18 protein-coding genes are annotated in these 13,506 nt (G+C 50.0%); all 18 read left to right on the plus strand.

From position 1 onward, the window contains the following. Positions 1–46 precede the first annotated feature (46 nt). The 18 genes from arsC to ACTL32_RS03775 all read left to right on the plus strand — a co-directional run bounded on the left by arsC (position 47) and on the right by ACTL32_RS03775 (position 13,276). Complete coding sequence (gene arsC, locus ACTL32_RS03690; RefSeq protein ID WP_441340187.1) at positions 47–466, plus strand: arsenate reductase (thioredoxin); 420 nt, start codon at positions 47–49, stop codon at positions 464–466. 86 nt (positions 467–552) lie between these two features. Continuing rightward, positions 553–912 carry an arsenite efflux transporter metallochaperone ArsD gene (gene arsD, locus ACTL32_RS03695; RefSeq protein ID WP_441340188.1) on the plus strand — a complete coding sequence of 120 codons (360 nt, stop codon included), beginning with the start codon at positions 553–555 and terminating at the stop codon, positions 910–912. Positions 913–925: 13 nt separating this feature from the next. Continuing rightward, positions 926–2,698 carry an arsenical pump-driving ATPase gene (arsA, locus tag ACTL32_RS03700; protein ID WP_441340189.1) on the plus strand — a complete coding sequence of 591 codons (1,773 nt, stop codon included), beginning with the start codon at positions 926–928 and terminating at the stop codon, positions 2,696–2,698. A 19-nt stretch (positions 2,699–2,717) separates the two neighbouring features. Next, on the plus strand, positions 2,718–3,686 hold the full coding sequence (trxB, locus tag ACTL32_RS03705) for a thioredoxin-disulfide reductase (protein WP_441340190.1): 969 nt from the start codon (positions 2,718–2,720) through the stop codon (positions 3,684–3,686). Beyond that, a complete protein-coding gene (locus ACTL32_RS03710) occupies positions 3,683–4,111 on the plus strand; it encodes a protein-tyrosine phosphatase family protein (RefSeq protein ID WP_441340191.1) in 429 nt (142 codons plus the stop codon). The genes trxB and ACTL32_RS03710 overlap by 4 nt, the downstream gene beginning before the upstream one ends. Positions 4,112–4,157: 46 nt before the next feature. Beyond that, a complete protein-coding gene (locus tag ACTL32_RS03715) occupies positions 4,158–4,436 on the plus strand; it encodes an iron-sulfur cluster biosynthesis family protein (protein ID WP_441340192.1) in 279 nt (92 codons plus the stop codon). Between the two features lie 227 nt (positions 4,437–4,663). Continuing rightward, positions 4,664–5,581: a DUF5996 family protein gene (locus tag ACTL32_RS03720; protein WP_441340193.1), complete on the plus strand. Its 918-nt coding sequence runs from the start codon at positions 4,664–4,666 to the stop codon at positions 5,579–5,581. 172 nt (positions 5,582–5,753) lie between these two features. Beyond that, positions 5,754–6,320: an NADPH-dependent FMN reductase gene (locus ACTL32_RS03725; protein ID WP_441340194.1), complete on the plus strand. Its 567-nt coding sequence runs from the start codon at positions 5,754–5,756 to the stop codon at positions 6,318–6,320. A gap of 191 nt (positions 6,321–6,511) precedes the next feature. Continuing rightward, a complete protein-coding gene (locus tag ACTL32_RS03730) occupies positions 6,512–7,081 on the plus strand; it encodes a class I SAM-dependent methyltransferase (protein ID WP_441340195.1) in 570 nt (189 codons plus the stop codon). A gap of 197 nt (positions 7,082–7,278) precedes the next feature. After that, positions 7,279–7,662 carry a DUF302 domain-containing protein gene (locus ACTL32_RS03735; protein WP_441340196.1) on the plus strand — a complete coding sequence of 128 codons (384 nt, stop codon included), beginning with the start codon at positions 7,279–7,281 and terminating at the stop codon, positions 7,660–7,662. Between the two features lie 72 nt (positions 7,663–7,734). Then, positions 7,735–8,853: an MBL fold metallo-hydrolase gene (locus ACTL32_RS03740; protein ID WP_441340197.1), complete on the plus strand. Its 1,119-nt coding sequence runs from the start codon at positions 7,735–7,737 to the stop codon at positions 8,851–8,853. Positions 8,854–9,005: 152 nt separating this feature from the next. Continuing rightward, positions 9,006–9,266 (plus strand): metal-sensitive transcriptional regulator, encoded by a 261-nt coding sequence (locus tag ACTL32_RS03745; RefSeq protein ID WP_441340198.1) that lies wholly within the window; start codon positions 9,006–9,008, stop codon positions 9,264–9,266. 158 nt (positions 9,267–9,424) lie between these two features. Further along, on the plus strand, positions 9,425–9,907 hold the full coding sequence (locus tag ACTL32_RS03750) for a DsrE/DsrF/DrsH-like family protein (protein ID WP_441340676.1): 483 nt from the start codon (positions 9,425–9,427) through the stop codon (positions 9,905–9,907). A 458-nt stretch (positions 9,908–10,365) separates the two neighbouring features. After that, positions 10,366–10,764, plus strand: coding sequence for a rhodanese-like domain-containing protein (locus tag ACTL32_RS03755; protein WP_441340199.1), 399 nt, complete (start codon positions 10,366–10,368; stop codon positions 10,762–10,764). Further along, positions 10,761–11,057: a rhodanese-like domain-containing protein gene (locus tag ACTL32_RS03760; RefSeq protein WP_441340200.1), complete on the plus strand. Its 297-nt coding sequence runs from the start codon at positions 10,761–10,763 to the stop codon at positions 11,055–11,057. Before ACTL32_RS03755 ends, ACTL32_RS03760 begins: the two co-directional genes overlap by 4 nt. 49 nt (positions 11,058–11,106) lie before the next feature. After that, on the plus strand, positions 11,107–11,676 hold the full coding sequence (locus tag ACTL32_RS03765; RefSeq protein WP_441340201.1) for a sulfurtransferase TusA family protein: 570 nt from the start codon (positions 11,107–11,109) through the stop codon (positions 11,674–11,676). Positions 11,677–11,710: 34 nt separating this feature from the next. Continuing rightward, positions 11,711–12,106 carry a DsrE/DsrF/DrsH-like family protein gene (locus tag ACTL32_RS03770; RefSeq protein ID WP_441340202.1) on the plus strand — a complete coding sequence of 132 codons (396 nt, stop codon included), beginning with the start codon at positions 11,711–11,713 and terminating at the stop codon, positions 12,104–12,106. Positions 12,107–12,148: 42 nt separating this feature from the next. Beyond that, complete coding sequence (locus ACTL32_RS03775; protein WP_441340203.1) at positions 12,149–13,276, plus strand: MBL fold metallo-hydrolase; 1,128 nt, start codon at positions 12,149–12,151, stop codon at positions 13,274–13,276. Positions 13,277–13,506 lie beyond the last annotated feature (230 nt).

A 13,506-nucleotide genomic window follows, 5' to 3' on the forward strand; every position in this document is an offset into this window, starting at 1 on the left:
TAAACTATAAAAACAATCATTCGAACCGGAAAAGGAGTTTTATATTATGACGAAAAAAACATTGTATTTCCTATGCACAGGCAACTCATGCCGCAGCCAGATGGCAGAGGGCTGGGGGAAAGAAATTCTTGGAGACGAGTGGCAGGTGCTGAGTGCCGGCATTGAAGCGCACGGGTTGAACCCGAACGCGGTCAAAGCGATGAACGAAGTGGGCATCGACATCTCCAACCAGACATCGGATGTCATCGACACCGACATCTTGAACAATGCGGACTTTGTTGTAACCCTTTGCGGCGACGCAGCGGACAAATGCCCGATGACGCCGCCTCATGTCAAGCGCGACCACTGGGGCTTTACAGACCCCGCAAAAGCGCAAGGCACGGAAGAAGAAAAGTGGACCGTCTTCCAAAACGTCCGCGATGAAATCGGTGCACGCATCCGCCAGTTCGCAGAAACTGGCAAGTAATCAAAGAGCCGTGATTTGGCATCACGGCTTTTTTTCTCAAATGAACATTCGTATATTCTACTATTCGTAATGGAGGGGAATTTATCATGAAAAAAGTCGAAATCTTTGATCCGGCGATGTGCTGCTCCACAGGCGTCTGTGGACCCGTTGTAGATCCGGAGCTCACCCGCATTGCATCTGCTGTTTATTCACTCGAAAAGCGAGGCTTCACAATCAAACGCTATAATTTGACCAGTGACCCCGGTGCATTTGTCGAAAACGGAACCGTCAACCAAGCGTTGGCAGAAAAGGGGCCGGAAGCGCTTCCTGTGGTCCTGGTCGATGGAGAAATCGTGAAGATGGCGGAGTATCCGACAAATGAAGAGCTGGCGAAATGGTTCGGAACAACGCCGGCCGAATTGCAGGAAAAACCGCGGTTACGTGTGTCCGTCAATTTTGGCAACTAAAGGAGAGACGCAAATGTATTCACTGTTCAATCCGAAAAAGATGCCCCTAACACCGTTTCTGTTCTTCACCGGCAAAGGCGGAGTCGGGAAGACCTCGACAGCTTGTGCCACGGCGGTCGCTTTGGCTGACCAAGGAAAAAAAGTGCTGCTGGTCAGCACTGACCCGGCCTCCAATCTGCAGGACGTGCTGGAAGTCGGCTTGACGAACGAGCCGATGGCTATTCCAAGCGTTGCCAATCTTTCGGCGTGCAACATCGATCCCGAAGAATCGGCGCGGGCTTACAAGGAAAACGTGGTCGGCCCGTACCGCGGCAAACTGCCGGAGGCGGTCTTAGCCACCATGGAAGAGCAGTTGTCCGGCGCCTGTACGGTAGAAATTGCCGCCTTTGATGAATTCTCACATTTGCTGGCGGATGAAACCATCTTAGAGCAATTCGACCATGTTTTGTTTGATACGGCACCGACCGGTCACACGCTGCGGCTGTTGCAGCTGCCGACGGCATGGAGCGGATTCCTGGAAGAAAGCACACACGGCGCTTCTTGCTTGGGACCGCTCGCAGGCTTGGAAGGGAAAAAAGAGATGTACGCCAAAGCGGTCGCTTCCCTTTCCGACCGGGAAAAGACGACACTGCTGCTGATTGCGCGCCCCGACAATTCGTCATTGCTTGAAGCGGACCGCGCTTCGGCCGAATTGAAAGAAATCGGCATCCGCAACCAATTGCTGATTGTGAACGGACTGCTGCAGACGCACCAGCCGAAAGATGCGGTATCGGCTGCATTCTACAGGCGCCAGCGGCAAGCGCTGCAAGAAACGCCGGAAGCCTTGAAACAGGTCATGACGTTTGCGCTGCCGTTTGTTTCATATTCCCTGACTGGCGTGGAGAACTTGCGCCACCTGTTCAGCTCGTACGCCATGACGAATTTCGAAGTGGAAGATGCGAACGAAGAAGCGTTGGCCCTTCCGGGTTTGAACCAAGTGATTGAAGATTTCTCTGAAAAGAATATGCGGGTCATCTTCACGATGGGCAAAGGCGGCGTTGGCAAAACCTCGATTGCATCAGCTATTGCGGTGGGCTTGTCCGAAAAAGGGCATCGTGTTCATTTGACTACGACAGATCCGGCTGCGCATCTGGCCTATACGTTTGCAGGAAGCGAGACACGCGATAATTTGTCCATCAGCAGCATCAATCCCCAAATCGAAGTTGCACGGTACAAGCAAACGGTTCTTGCCAATGCTGGGAACGGGCTGAGCGAAGAAGAGCTGGCCTATCTTCAGGAAGACCTGGAATCGCCGTGCACGGAAGAAATCGCCTTGTTCCAAGCTTTTGCAGCGGTGGTTGAGAAATCGGAGAACGAGATTGTCGTGATTGACACGGCTCCGACCGGCCATACGCTGTTGCTGCTGGATTCGACCGAAGCCTACCATCAAGAGATGAGCCGTTCGACGGGTGACGTGCCGGAAAACGTCAAAAAACTCCTGCCGCGCCTGCGCAATCCGCAGGAAACCGCTGTGGTCATTGTGACGCTGGCGGAAGCGACGCCTGTACTCGAAGCGGCAAGGTTGCAGGAGGACTTGAAGCGAGCCCAGATCGAACCGGAATGGTGGATCATTAACCAAAGCCTGTACGCTACGGAAACGGCAGATCCGATTTTACGCGGCCGGGCGAATTCCGAGAAGAAATGGATCAAGAAAGTTAACGATGAACTGGCTCCAAAATGCGCCGTGATTCCATGGCTGCACGAAGAAAAAATCGGCTATACCCAGTTGAAAGAATTCATCCTATAATCCGTTGGAGGGAAGCAGCATGCATAAAGTAGTCATCCTGGGAACCGGCCCTGCCGGTCTTACAGCAGCGATTTACTTGGCAAGAGCGAACATGAATCCACTGATTATTGAAGGGAATGAGCCGGGCGGACAATTGACGCTGACGACAGAAGTAGAGAACTTTCCCGGCTTTGTCGATGGCATTATGGGCCCGGAATTGATTGACAATATGCGCAAGCAGGCCGAACGCTTCGGTGCGGTATTCAAAAGCGGCTGGGTCACTTCAGTCGATACTTCGCAAAGCCCTTTTCTTTTGCAGGTCAATGGCATAGGCGAAGTGGCGGCAGAAGCGCTTATCTTGTCCACCGGCGCTTCCGCCAAAATGTTGCAGATTCCCGGCGAAGCCGAGAACATCGGCACCGGCGTCAGCACGTGTGCGACATGCGATGGTTTTTTCTACCGCGGCAAAAAGATCGTCATTGTGGGAGGCGGGGATTCAGCGATGGAAGAAGCAAGCTTCCTGACGAAGTTTGCAGCAGAAGTCGTTATTGTCCATCGCCGGAACGAATTGCGGGCTTCCAAAATCATGCAGGACCGCGCCCGCCAAAACGAAAAGATTTCATGGAAGCTGAACCGCACGCCGGTTGAAGTGGTCAGCGACGGCATGAAAGTGACCGGGTTGAAAGTGCGCAACGGCGAAACAGGGGAAGAAGAGATCATCGAAACAGACGGCATTTTCGTGGCGATTGGCCATACCCCGAATACGGCTTTCCTGGACGGACAGATTGAGACGGATAACACGGGCTATATCCAGGTGGTGCCTGGCACCACTGAAACGAACATCCCGGGCATCTTTGCCTGCGGCGATGTGCAGGACAAGCGCTATCGCCAAGCGATTACGGCGGCGGGGTCCGGCTGCATGGCCGCGATGGATACCGAGCGCTACCTGGAAGGACAGGAAATCATCGACTGGAGCCAGACATTATCAGAAAAGGCGGGACCGAAATGACCAAAGACTATCAGGAACTTGTAAAAGACCGCATTTTCATCGGCGGGGCAGCAGATGCCAAGGATGCAGTCGAAACGGAACAGGTTGACCTAGTAGTCGATTTGCGCGCCGAAGCGGCGGAAGACGATTACGGATATGAACGGATCCACAGCCCGATTCTTGACGACTCCGAAGAACACCAGGATGAATCGGTCAAGAAAGCGATTGAAGAGGTCGTCAATGCCTACAACGATGGCAAGAAAGTTTATTTCCATTGTGCAGGCGGCAGCAACCGCACCGGCACTGTGGCCATCGGCACACTCCTGGCGTTGGGTAAAGCCGGAAGCATCGGGGAAGCGGAAGCCCAGGCAACCGCCGTGCGCCCTAAAATCAGCGTAAAACCGCAAATGAAAGAGTCGCTGCAGCGGATTTTTCCGAACGCCTGACACAAAAAATAAAATGAACTTTCACCCAAAAGGAGAGACAGATTCCATGAAAATCACAGATGAAGCAAAACAATACATCCAAACGATCCTCGAAGAACATAACGCCGAAGGCCTACGCATTTATGCGACAGCCGGCTGCTGCGGGCCGTCGATCGGCTTGTCGCTTGATGCACCGGAAGCGGCGGATGAAGTGGCGGACGTCAACGGAATCCGCACGGCGATTGCCCCGGATGCAAAAGAAGCTGCCGAAAGCCTGACGCTGGATTTCGAGACGCAAGGCGAGCAGTCCGGCCTTGTAATGGTCGGAGCGACAGCCGGCTGCTAAACAAAGTAAACGCCCGATGAATTCAAAATCCAAAGCCCGCGGAGAAAAGCATCGCTTTCTCCGCGGGCTTTTTGTGTTTCATTGATAAATTAGGTTTATAAAAAGGAATTCGAGCCAGCATATCGAATACTCAGTGGACAGACATGAAAAAGGAAAGGACTTGGTCATCGTATTGCTGGAAACCGCTGGACTCTGACAGTAAAAAGGCGTTGTAAAAGAGGGGATGGATGAAGATGGACGTGATCAGGCATTCGGAATGGGCAGAAACCAAATTCACCTTGCATTTGATCTCACAGATTCTCGGGAAAATAAAACTGGAAACCGCACAGCAGGAACCGCAATGGGCGCATGTGGCTCTCGCCGTTACCCCGGATGGCTTCTCTACCGGCCTGTTGTTTTGGAAAGAGACTGCCTTTCAGCTCGATCTGGATATCCGAAACAGCCGAATACTCGTGAACGCCGATGGGGAGGTTGAAGCGTTTCAATTGGCGGCTTCCAAATCCATCAAGGATTACTACGATGAAGTGTTCAGATCGCTGGCTTCCCACGGCATCGGCGTCGCCATCAACCCAAAGCCGCAGGAGATGGCTTATCAAAAGGGCCTGAACGAAGACCATACACCATTGGCATTCGACCAGCCGGCGGCAATGAGAGGGCTTCGGCTTTTCCATTTCGCCCTTCAGGAACAGCAGAAGTTCCTGGCGCCGCTGCGCTGCCGGAAAATGATGCCGGCTCTTTTCTGGGGAACATTCGATGTATCGATGCTCCTCATCCAAAACAGAATGGAGCCGTTTCCGGAAGACAAAGTGATTGAAAAAGCGGCGTTTGACGAGCCCATGATTGAATATGGGTTCTGGCTTGGCGACGGCAATGTGGATGTGCCGTCCTTTTTTGTCCTGCCTTACCCGTTTATCTACAAGGACTTGAATGGTCCTTCGGTGAAGCCCGCGCAGGCCTATTACGACCAGTCGCTGAGCGAGTACTTTTTGGACCTGGAAAGCGCCGCTGCGTCGAACGGCACAGGCGAAACCGTACAGGAATTTTTCCATTCCACGTTTGCAGTTTTAGCAGAGGAACTCGAGTGGGAAGGCACCTCCCATTTTTTCATTCCGTTGAAAATGAAAAAAACGGAAGGACAAGGCTAAAAAGGCCGATAAAGTTCTCGGCTGTGCTGCATGAGATTCTTCTTTTTTGTTAATTTATACGAATATTCGGTATTTAATTTGAAATCGACAGATATTTCTTTTACGATGAAGGTGCATCAAGGAGTGAAAGTTCACCGGTTTAGACAATCACAAATTGAGGAGGACGATATCGATGACGAAGATTGGCATTATTACAGGAAGCACACGGCCGGGGCGCAACAGCCCGCAGGTGGCGGAATGGGTCAAAGGCATAGCGGACAAGCGGGGGGATGCAGAATACGAAATCGTGGATCTGGCGGAATTCAATCTGCCGATGTACGCCGAACCGATTTCCGCTGCCTATAGCCAGGACTACCAGACGCCGGAAGCGATTCCATGGTCGAAGAAAATTGCCGAGCTGGATGGCTATGTCTTTATTTGCCCTGAATACAATAGAGGCGTGACGTCAGCGCTGAAAAATGCCATCGACTATCTGTATATCGAATGGAACAACAAAGCGGCCGGCATCGTGAGCTACGGCTCGGCCGGCGGAGTCCGGGCAGCGGAATCCTTGCGCATCATCTTGGCAGAGCTCCAGATAGCCTCCGTACGCGCCCACCCGGCAATGTCGCTGTTCACGGATTTTGTCAAAATGAAAGAGTTCAAGCCGGCGGAGGTCCATGAAAAGTCCGTAACAGCGATGCTCGATCAGGTTGTTGCCTGGACGAACGCTCTCGAGCCGATGCGGAATAAAGGATAAATACCAGAGGACAAGGGGCTGCCTATGGTGCCTTGAAAATAAGAAGCGGACGGGGAAAAGCAGGTTCCCGGACGCTTTTCTTTTTCCACAGGTGAGATGCTGAGTCGTATCGATTGTTTCCCGGAAGCCGAAGCGATACTCTTAGAGGTATACATACCCCAAGGGGTTTAAAAGCAAGGAGGAGTCGTTCAATGAGCGAAAAACAATTCGATCCAGGAAAAGCGGAAGTGTTGTTCAGTGAAGAGCGCCAGACACTCTTGCCTACAGAAGCTGTGCTGCAGCATCTGAAGCTGAATTCGGCTGATGCTGTAGCGGATTTGGGCGCAGGGAATGGCTATTTCACCATTCCGATGGCCAAAAAAGTGGATGGCTCGGTCTATGCAGTGGACATCGAACCGAAAATGCTGGCGCTGCTGAAAGAGCGGGCGGCAAAAGAAGGGCTTGGGAACGTCGAATACATCGTCAGCGATTTGGAGAATATCCCACTGAGCGAAGGGTCGGTGGACAAGGTGATGGCTGCATTTGTCATCCATGAAGTGCCGGATGTGGCAAAAGCCATCCACGAAGCAAAAAGAGTATTAAAGCCCGGCGGTACGCTGATGATTGTCGAATGGGAGAAAGTCGAGACTGCTGTCGGCCCGCCGCTGGAAGATAAAATTTCTTCACAAGAAATGGCGGAACTGCTCAGGCAGAACGGATTTGTTCCAGAAGTGGTGCGCTTGAACGACAGGCATTACGCCGCCGTCGCAAAAAATGGTTGATGAAAGGGGCAGAACATGAAACCATTTTGGAATGCGTTATGACCGTCCCAAAAACTTGCGTTCCTGGGAGGAATCGCTTTTCTATTATTCACTTTAGCCGGGAAGTTCTAAATACGATTTGGCGACAAAATGTTTTATTCGGATGAATGAGGGAAATTTACCAAAGACCAAGTTTATAAAAAGAGAGGAGCACCAACATGTTCAATTACACTGTAGAAACATCGAAAAGCCGCGAGGAAGCTGTCCGTGCGCTTGAAGAAAACCTGAAAGAAGAAAAATTCGGAGTCCTGTGGAATTTTGATCTGACGGCAAAACTTCAGGAAAAAGGCACTGACTTTGATACACCGTTCACGATACTGGAAGTCTGCAACCCGCAGGAAGCGAACCGGGTCTTGTCCGAAGATTTGCTGGTCGGCTATTTCCTTCCATGTAAAATCGTCGTCTACGAAGAAAACGGCACAACAAAGATCGGAATGCCGAAACCGAGTGCATTGATTGAAATGGTACAGAAGGATTCGATCAAGGAAATTGCTGTGGACATTGAAGAAAGATTGATCGGGTGCATCGATAAATCTGTCTAACAGCCAATGGTTTTTTTTTACCTGTTTTATACCCCATACGGTAAAAGTGCTGAATGCTAGGAGGAATTCTACATGACGGTAAAATCAATATCGCCAAAGGACGTTGCGGATCAGGTGATCAAGCAGGAGCCGGTATATATCTTGGATGTCCGTGACACTGAGGCTTCAAAGGACTGGCAAATCGAAGGGAGCAATGTGCAGCTCCTGAATATTCCGTTCAAAGAGCTGAAAGGTTCCGGGTCATCGGAGCTTGCGGACCTTCCGAAAGACCGGCCGGTGTATACGGTTTGTGCAAAAGGGAATACGTCGAAGCAAGCGGCGGAGTATCTGACAGAGAACGGATTTGAAAACATCTACTCTATTGAAGGCGGAATGGCTGCCTGGAGTGAACAGCTGGAACCGGTGAAAATCGGGGATGTGGAAGGCGGAGCCATCTATCAATTTGTCCGCCTCGGAAAAGGATGCCTTTCCTACTTGATTGAATCGGATGGCGAAGCTGCGGTGATCGATGCGAACCGCATGATCGAAAACTATAAGAAGTTTGCTCAGGAAAAGGGCTTGACCATTAAATACGTATTGGATACCCATCTGCATGCTGACCATATTTCAGGAGGCAAAGCGCTGGCTGACGATTCGGGGGCCGCATATTATCTGCCGCCGGATGATGCTGACGAAGTGGTGTTTGATTTTGAAGCAGCCACGGACGGGCTGAAGCTGGAAGTCGGCAAAACGGTGATAGAAGCGGTATACTCGCCGGGGCATACAATCGGCAGTACGACCTTCCTTGTCGATGATCAATACCTTCTGACAGGCGATATCCTTTTTGTCGAATCGATCGGCCGTCCGGATTTGGCCGGGAAAGCGCAGGATTGGGCAGACGATTTGTACGAAACATTGAACAAGCGCTATAAAGAGCTTGCCGGGGACCTGCTTGTCTTGCCGGCTCATTATGCAGAATCCGGCGAGATGAATAAAGACGGCAGCGTCTCGGAAAAATTAAGCGTCCTCTATGAAAAGAATGAAGGGCTGCAGATCAAAGACGAAGCCAGCTTTATCAAGCGGGTGACGGAAGGCCTGAAAGAACAGCCGAACGCCTATGAAGAAATCCGGCAGACCAATATGGGGAAACTCAAGCCGGAACCGGAAAAGGCAAGTGAAATGGAGACAGGCCCGAATAATTGCGCGGTCTGATTGATGAAATGGTCTATCTTTGGCGCGCAGCTGCGGCAGACAGCTGGCGTTGGAGATGGTCCATTTATTGTGCTGAGCTAATGGGTTGATTTTATACCCTAAAGGGTATATACTAAGGGTAATGAAGTTAAGAATTAAGGAGGCAAACCATAATGGAATACGATAAACAAATTCAGAATCGCTTGAAGCGGATTGAAGGCCAGCTCAAAGGTGTACTTCGAATGATCGAGAAAAACGATGATTGCCGTGACGTAGTAACTCAATTGTCAGCTGTACGAAGCGCAGTGGACCGCACAATCGGAGTGATTGTCAGCGAAAACCTCGAGCAATGTGTACGGGAAAGCCTTGAAAACGGGGAAAGCACCGACAAATTGGTTAAGGATGCAGTAAGCCTTCTTGTAAAAAGTAGATAAAAAGCAGACAAGAAATCGATTTAAGCTTTCGGGTTGACGCAGGTCATCTCGGATGTTAGGATACCCATGTAGGTATTAAAACTTTGTCGCTCAAGCCGGTGATTTTTTTATTTTGATTTTTAAATACCCCTATAGGTATATTGGATGGAGGAAACAGGATAGTGGAACAAACAAAATCAACAAACATTATTTTATTCAGTGGGGATTACGACAAAGCGATGGCAGCATATATCATCGCGAACGGTGCAGCAGCCTATGACCACAAGGTGACCATCTTCCATACTTTCTGGGGATTGAATGCATTGCGGAAAGATAATCCGCCGGCAGTGAAGAAAACTTTCCTTGAACGGCAGTTCGCGAAAATGATGCCAAGAGGCGCAGACAAGATGGGCTTGTCCAATATGAACATGGTTGGCATGGGGCCAAAAATGATCAAACAAGTCATCAACAAGCACAACGCAATGACAATGCCGCAGCTGATCGAAATGGCGCAGGAACAGGAAATCGATTTGGTGGCATGCACGATGACGATGGACCTTCTCGGACTGAAGCAGGAAGAATTGCTCGACGACGTAACATACGCCGGAGTTGCAGCATACCTGGCTGACGCTGAAGACGGCAACGTGAATCTGTTCATCTAAAAAATATCAATATAATTAATAAATGGTGTAAAAATCGCTCCGGTCGCTTTGGGAAGAGCAAAGACGATTGCTCCTGCGCAAGCTCGTCGCAAAAGAGTCACCCAAATGCTTTGGGCGCCTCTTTGGCTCTCGCCATGAGCCGAGAAGAACGCTCGTCTCATAGCGAAAAACCTTCTGCTCCTGCATCGCTGCGCTAGCTTCGTCGCAAATAAAATGGCCCAAACCACCTTTGGACCATTTTATTGCCTAGCCCTTGACGCGCCGTCGCTATAAAATCTCTCGATATGGAGTGAAATAGCGGAGACGCCTGCGGGATAGCGAGACAGCCGAGACCCCGCAAGCCGCCACGAGGCTGAGGAGGCTTGGCGCTCGCCCGCGGCAAGCGTAGCTGTTTCGCGGAATATCGGATAATAAAATTCATTAGTTCAACTCTAAACTAAATAGAAAAGAGGGGTATTATGGACACTTGGGTAATGATTTTAATCGGTGCAGTAATCGTCTTTAGCGGCTACCGGGCCATCACTCCGTCAAAAGGGACCAAGTCCATTTCGACAGATGAATTGAAACCTGAACTGAAAAAGTCAGGGAAGCAGTTTATCGATGTCCGGACGCCAGCTGAATACAAAGCGAATCGGATCAAGGAATTCAAGAACATCCCGCTAAACGAATTGTCGGCGCGCATCGGCGAACTTGATGCAAACAAGGAAACTTATGTGATTTGCCAAAGCGGCATGAGAAGCAGCAAAGCAGCCGCTCTTTTGAAGAAAAAAGGTTTCGACAAAGTGATCAACGTAAGAGGCGGCATGGGCAGTTACCATCCACAATCCATTCACCATTCAGAGGAGGAAAACCGATGAATCGCATGACAACGCAAGAAGTGGAAAAATACATGAACGCCAATAACGATGTTTCAATTATAGATGTACGGAAAACAGAAGAAGTGAGAGCCGGGAAGATTCCGGGAGCCGTGAATATTCCGCTCAGCCTTCTGGAGTTCCGTCTTCAGGACATCGACAAGTCCAAAGAGCATGTCCTCGTTTGCCGATCCGGCAACCGGAGCGGTATGGCGGCACAGCTGCTCCAAAGCCGCGGCTATAACGTCATCAACATGGATGGCGGCATGCTCGACTGGGATGCCCCGACCGAATAAATTTTTTTAAAGATTAATATACCCCGCGAGGTAATTAGGAGGAATCTTGATGATTAAAACAGACCAAATTCTTGATGCTAAAGGGCTTGCGTGCCCGATGCCGATCGTGCGCACGAAAAAAGCGATGAAAGATTTAGAGCCAGGGCAAGTGATTGAAGTGCAGGCGACTGACAAAGGATCGCTCGCAGATATGAAAGCCTGGGCAAAAAGCAGCGGAAACCAGTATCTTGGCACTTCTGAAGAAGGCGACGTGCTGAAGCATTACTTGCGCAAAGCGGACTCATCAGAAGAAAAAAACGAAGCCAAATTCCCGCACACCGTGACGAACAGCGAATTGCAGGAGCAGCTTGGGCGCGACGATGTCATCGTCTTGGACGTCCGCGAACCGGCAGAATATGCATTCGGTCATGTAAAAGGCGCAGTATCGATTCCGCTTGGGGAACTTGAAGGGCGTGCAGGCGAACTGGATTCAGAAAAAGAAGTTTTCGTCATCTGCCGCACAGGCAACCGCAGCGATTTTGCAGCGAAGCAATTGGCTGAAAAAGGATTCAGCCGCGTGAAAAACGTAAATGAAGGCATGTCCGTATGGGGCGGCGACATCGAACAGGACAACGCATAAACCAAAAATAAAACACATTAGTGGAGGAATATAAATGACAGCAAAAACAGCAATCATTGCATCAAACGGATCTTTATTCGACGCATACAAAGTGTACAATATCGCAACTGCAGCAGCAGCGAGCGACCACGAAGTGGCAATCTTCTTCACATTTGAAGGGTTGAACCTGATCCACAAAGAAGCATACGGTCAATTGGCATTGCCGGAAGGCAAGGAAGACTTGGCAGAAGGCTTCGAAAAAGCGAACGTACCGGCAATTCCGGAACTTGTGGAAATGGCACAGGAACTTGGCGTCAAATTCATCGGTTGCCAAATGACTATGGACTTGAACGGACTTGAAAAAGAAGCATTTGTAGACGGCATTGATGTTGGCGGAGCGGTAACATTCCTAGATTTCGCTAAAGATGCAGACGTGACATTGACATTCTAATTAAAAAAATTTAAACGATAAAATACACCGGGAGGTATTATAGTGGCAGTAAAAGCATTGTCAGCAAAAGAAGTAGCAAGAAAAGTAATCGATAACGAACCATTGTTCATCCTTGATGTGCGCAACGGCGACGCATTCGCCGACTGGAAAATCGAAGGCGGCAACATCCAATATTTGAACACACCTTATTTTGATTTATTGGACGGAGTCGAAGAAGTGGTTTCAGAGCTTCCAAAAGACAGAGACATCCTTGTGGTTTGTGCAAAAGAAGGATCTTCTATCATGGTAGCCGAAATGCTTTCTGAAGAAGGCGTCGACGCGGCGTACTTGGCAGGCGGCATGAAAGCCTGGAGCGAACATTTGGAACCAGTGAAAGTCGGCGATTTGAAAAACGGCGGCGAATTGTACCAGTTCGTCCGTATCGGAAAAGGCTGCTTGTCTTACATGGCCATCTCCGGCGGCGAAGCTGCAATCATCGACGCAACTCGCATGGCTGATATCTTCTTGGATTTCGCGCAGGAAAAAGGTGCAACGATTAAGCACGTATTCGATACACATTTGCATGCTGACCATATTTCAGGAGGTCGCACAATTGCAGAAGCGACTGGCGCAACGTATTACTTACCGCCTGCGGATGCAGAAGAAGTGGTATTCGACTATGCGAAATTGGTCAATGGATTGGAAGTGGCGATTGGCGATGCAAAAATTGAGATTGAAGCATTGTACTCACCAGGCCATACAATCGGTTCAACATCCTTTATCGTAGATGACCAGTACTTGATGACAGGCGACATTTTGTTCATCGATTCCATCGGACGCCCTGACCTTGCCGGCCTGGCGGAAGACTGGGTAGGCGACTTGCGTGAATCACTTTATAGCCGCTATGCAGAATTGGCCGATGAGTTGATCGTATTGCCGGCTCACTTCATGATCATCGAAGAGCTTAACGAGGACGGCAGCGTCGCGAAAAAACTAGGCGACCTGTTCAAAGAAAACCACGGCTTGAATATTGAAGACGAGCAGGAGTTCCGCGATATGGTAACGAAAAACCTGCCGCCGCAGCCGAATGCTTACCAGGATATCCGCAAGACGAATATGGGCAAAATCACACCGGATGATGAAGTTCAGCGCGAAATGGAAATCGGACCGAACCGCTGTGCAGTTCGGTAAGCGATAATCTTTATTATCCGATATTCCGCAAAACAGCTTCCTTGCCTAGGGGCTTGCGCTTAGCTGCTCCCCTAGGCGGCTGTGCTGTTTTGCTCCATATCTTTAGAGACTTCACTTAGCGCCGGCGCGCTTCCGGACTGAGCGAAGAACTAAGAAGAGTGCACTTCTCGGCTTAGTGCGGGAGCTTTGTCCCAAGCGCCAAGCGGCATACAAAATTGAGTTTTGATTCA

Source organism: Planococcus sp. FY231025, from assembly GCF_052078085.1.
Classification (GTDB): Bacteria; Bacillota; Bacilli; order Bacillales_A; family Planococcaceae; genus Planococcus.

Excerpts from the sequence above, each read along its gene's own strand:
- arsC (WP_441340187.1), top strand. The coding sequence starts at position 47 with ATGACGAAAAAAACATTGTATTTCCTATGCACAGGCAACTCATGCCGC.
- arsD (WP_441340188.1), top strand. The coding sequence starts at position 553 with ATGAAAAAAGTCGAAATCTTTGATCCGGCGATGTGCTGCTCCACAGGC.
- arsA (WP_441340189.1), top strand. The coding sequence starts at position 926 with ATGTATTCACTGTTCAATCCGAAAAAGATGCCCCTAACACCGTTTCTG.
- trxB (WP_441340190.1), top strand. The coding sequence starts at position 2,718 with ATGCATAAAGTAGTCATCCTGGGAACCGGCCCTGCCGGTCTTACAGCA.
- ACTL32_RS03710 (WP_441340191.1), top strand. The coding sequence starts at position 3,683 with ATGACCAAAGACTATCAGGAACTTGTAAAAGACCGCATTTTCATCGGC.
- ACTL32_RS03715 (WP_441340192.1), top strand. The coding sequence starts at position 4,158 with ATGAAAATCACAGATGAAGCAAAACAATACATCCAAACGATCCTCGAA.
- ACTL32_RS03720 (WP_441340193.1), top strand. The coding sequence starts at position 4,664 with ATGAAGATGGACGTGATCAGGCATTCGGAATGGGCAGAAACCAAATTC.
- ACTL32_RS03725 (WP_441340194.1), top strand. The coding sequence starts at position 5,754 with ATGACGAAGATTGGCATTATTACAGGAAGCACACGGCCGGGGCGCAAC.
- ACTL32_RS03730 (WP_441340195.1), top strand. The coding sequence starts at position 6,512 with ATGAGCGAAAAACAATTCGATCCAGGAAAAGCGGAAGTGTTGTTCAGT.
- ACTL32_RS03735 (WP_441340196.1), top strand. The coding sequence starts at position 7,279 with ATGTTCAATTACACTGTAGAAACATCGAAAAGCCGCGAGGAAGCTGTC.
- ACTL32_RS03740 (WP_441340197.1), top strand. The coding sequence starts at position 7,735 with ATGACGGTAAAATCAATATCGCCAAAGGACGTTGCGGATCAGGTGATC.
- ACTL32_RS03745 (WP_441340198.1), top strand. The coding sequence starts at position 9,006 with ATGGAATACGATAAACAAATTCAGAATCGCTTGAAGCGGATTGAAGGC.
- ACTL32_RS03755 (WP_441340199.1), top strand. The coding sequence starts at position 10,366 with ATGGACACTTGGGTAATGATTTTAATCGGTGCAGTAATCGTCTTTAGC.
- ACTL32_RS03760 (WP_441340200.1), top strand. The coding sequence starts at position 10,761 with ATGAATCGCATGACAACGCAAGAAGTGGAAAAATACATGAACGCCAAT.
- ACTL32_RS03765 (WP_441340201.1), top strand. The coding sequence starts at position 11,107 with ATGATTAAAACAGACCAAATTCTTGATGCTAAAGGGCTTGCGTGCCCG.
- ACTL32_RS03770 (WP_441340202.1), top strand. The coding sequence starts at position 11,711 with ATGACAGCAAAAACAGCAATCATTGCATCAAACGGATCTTTATTCGAC.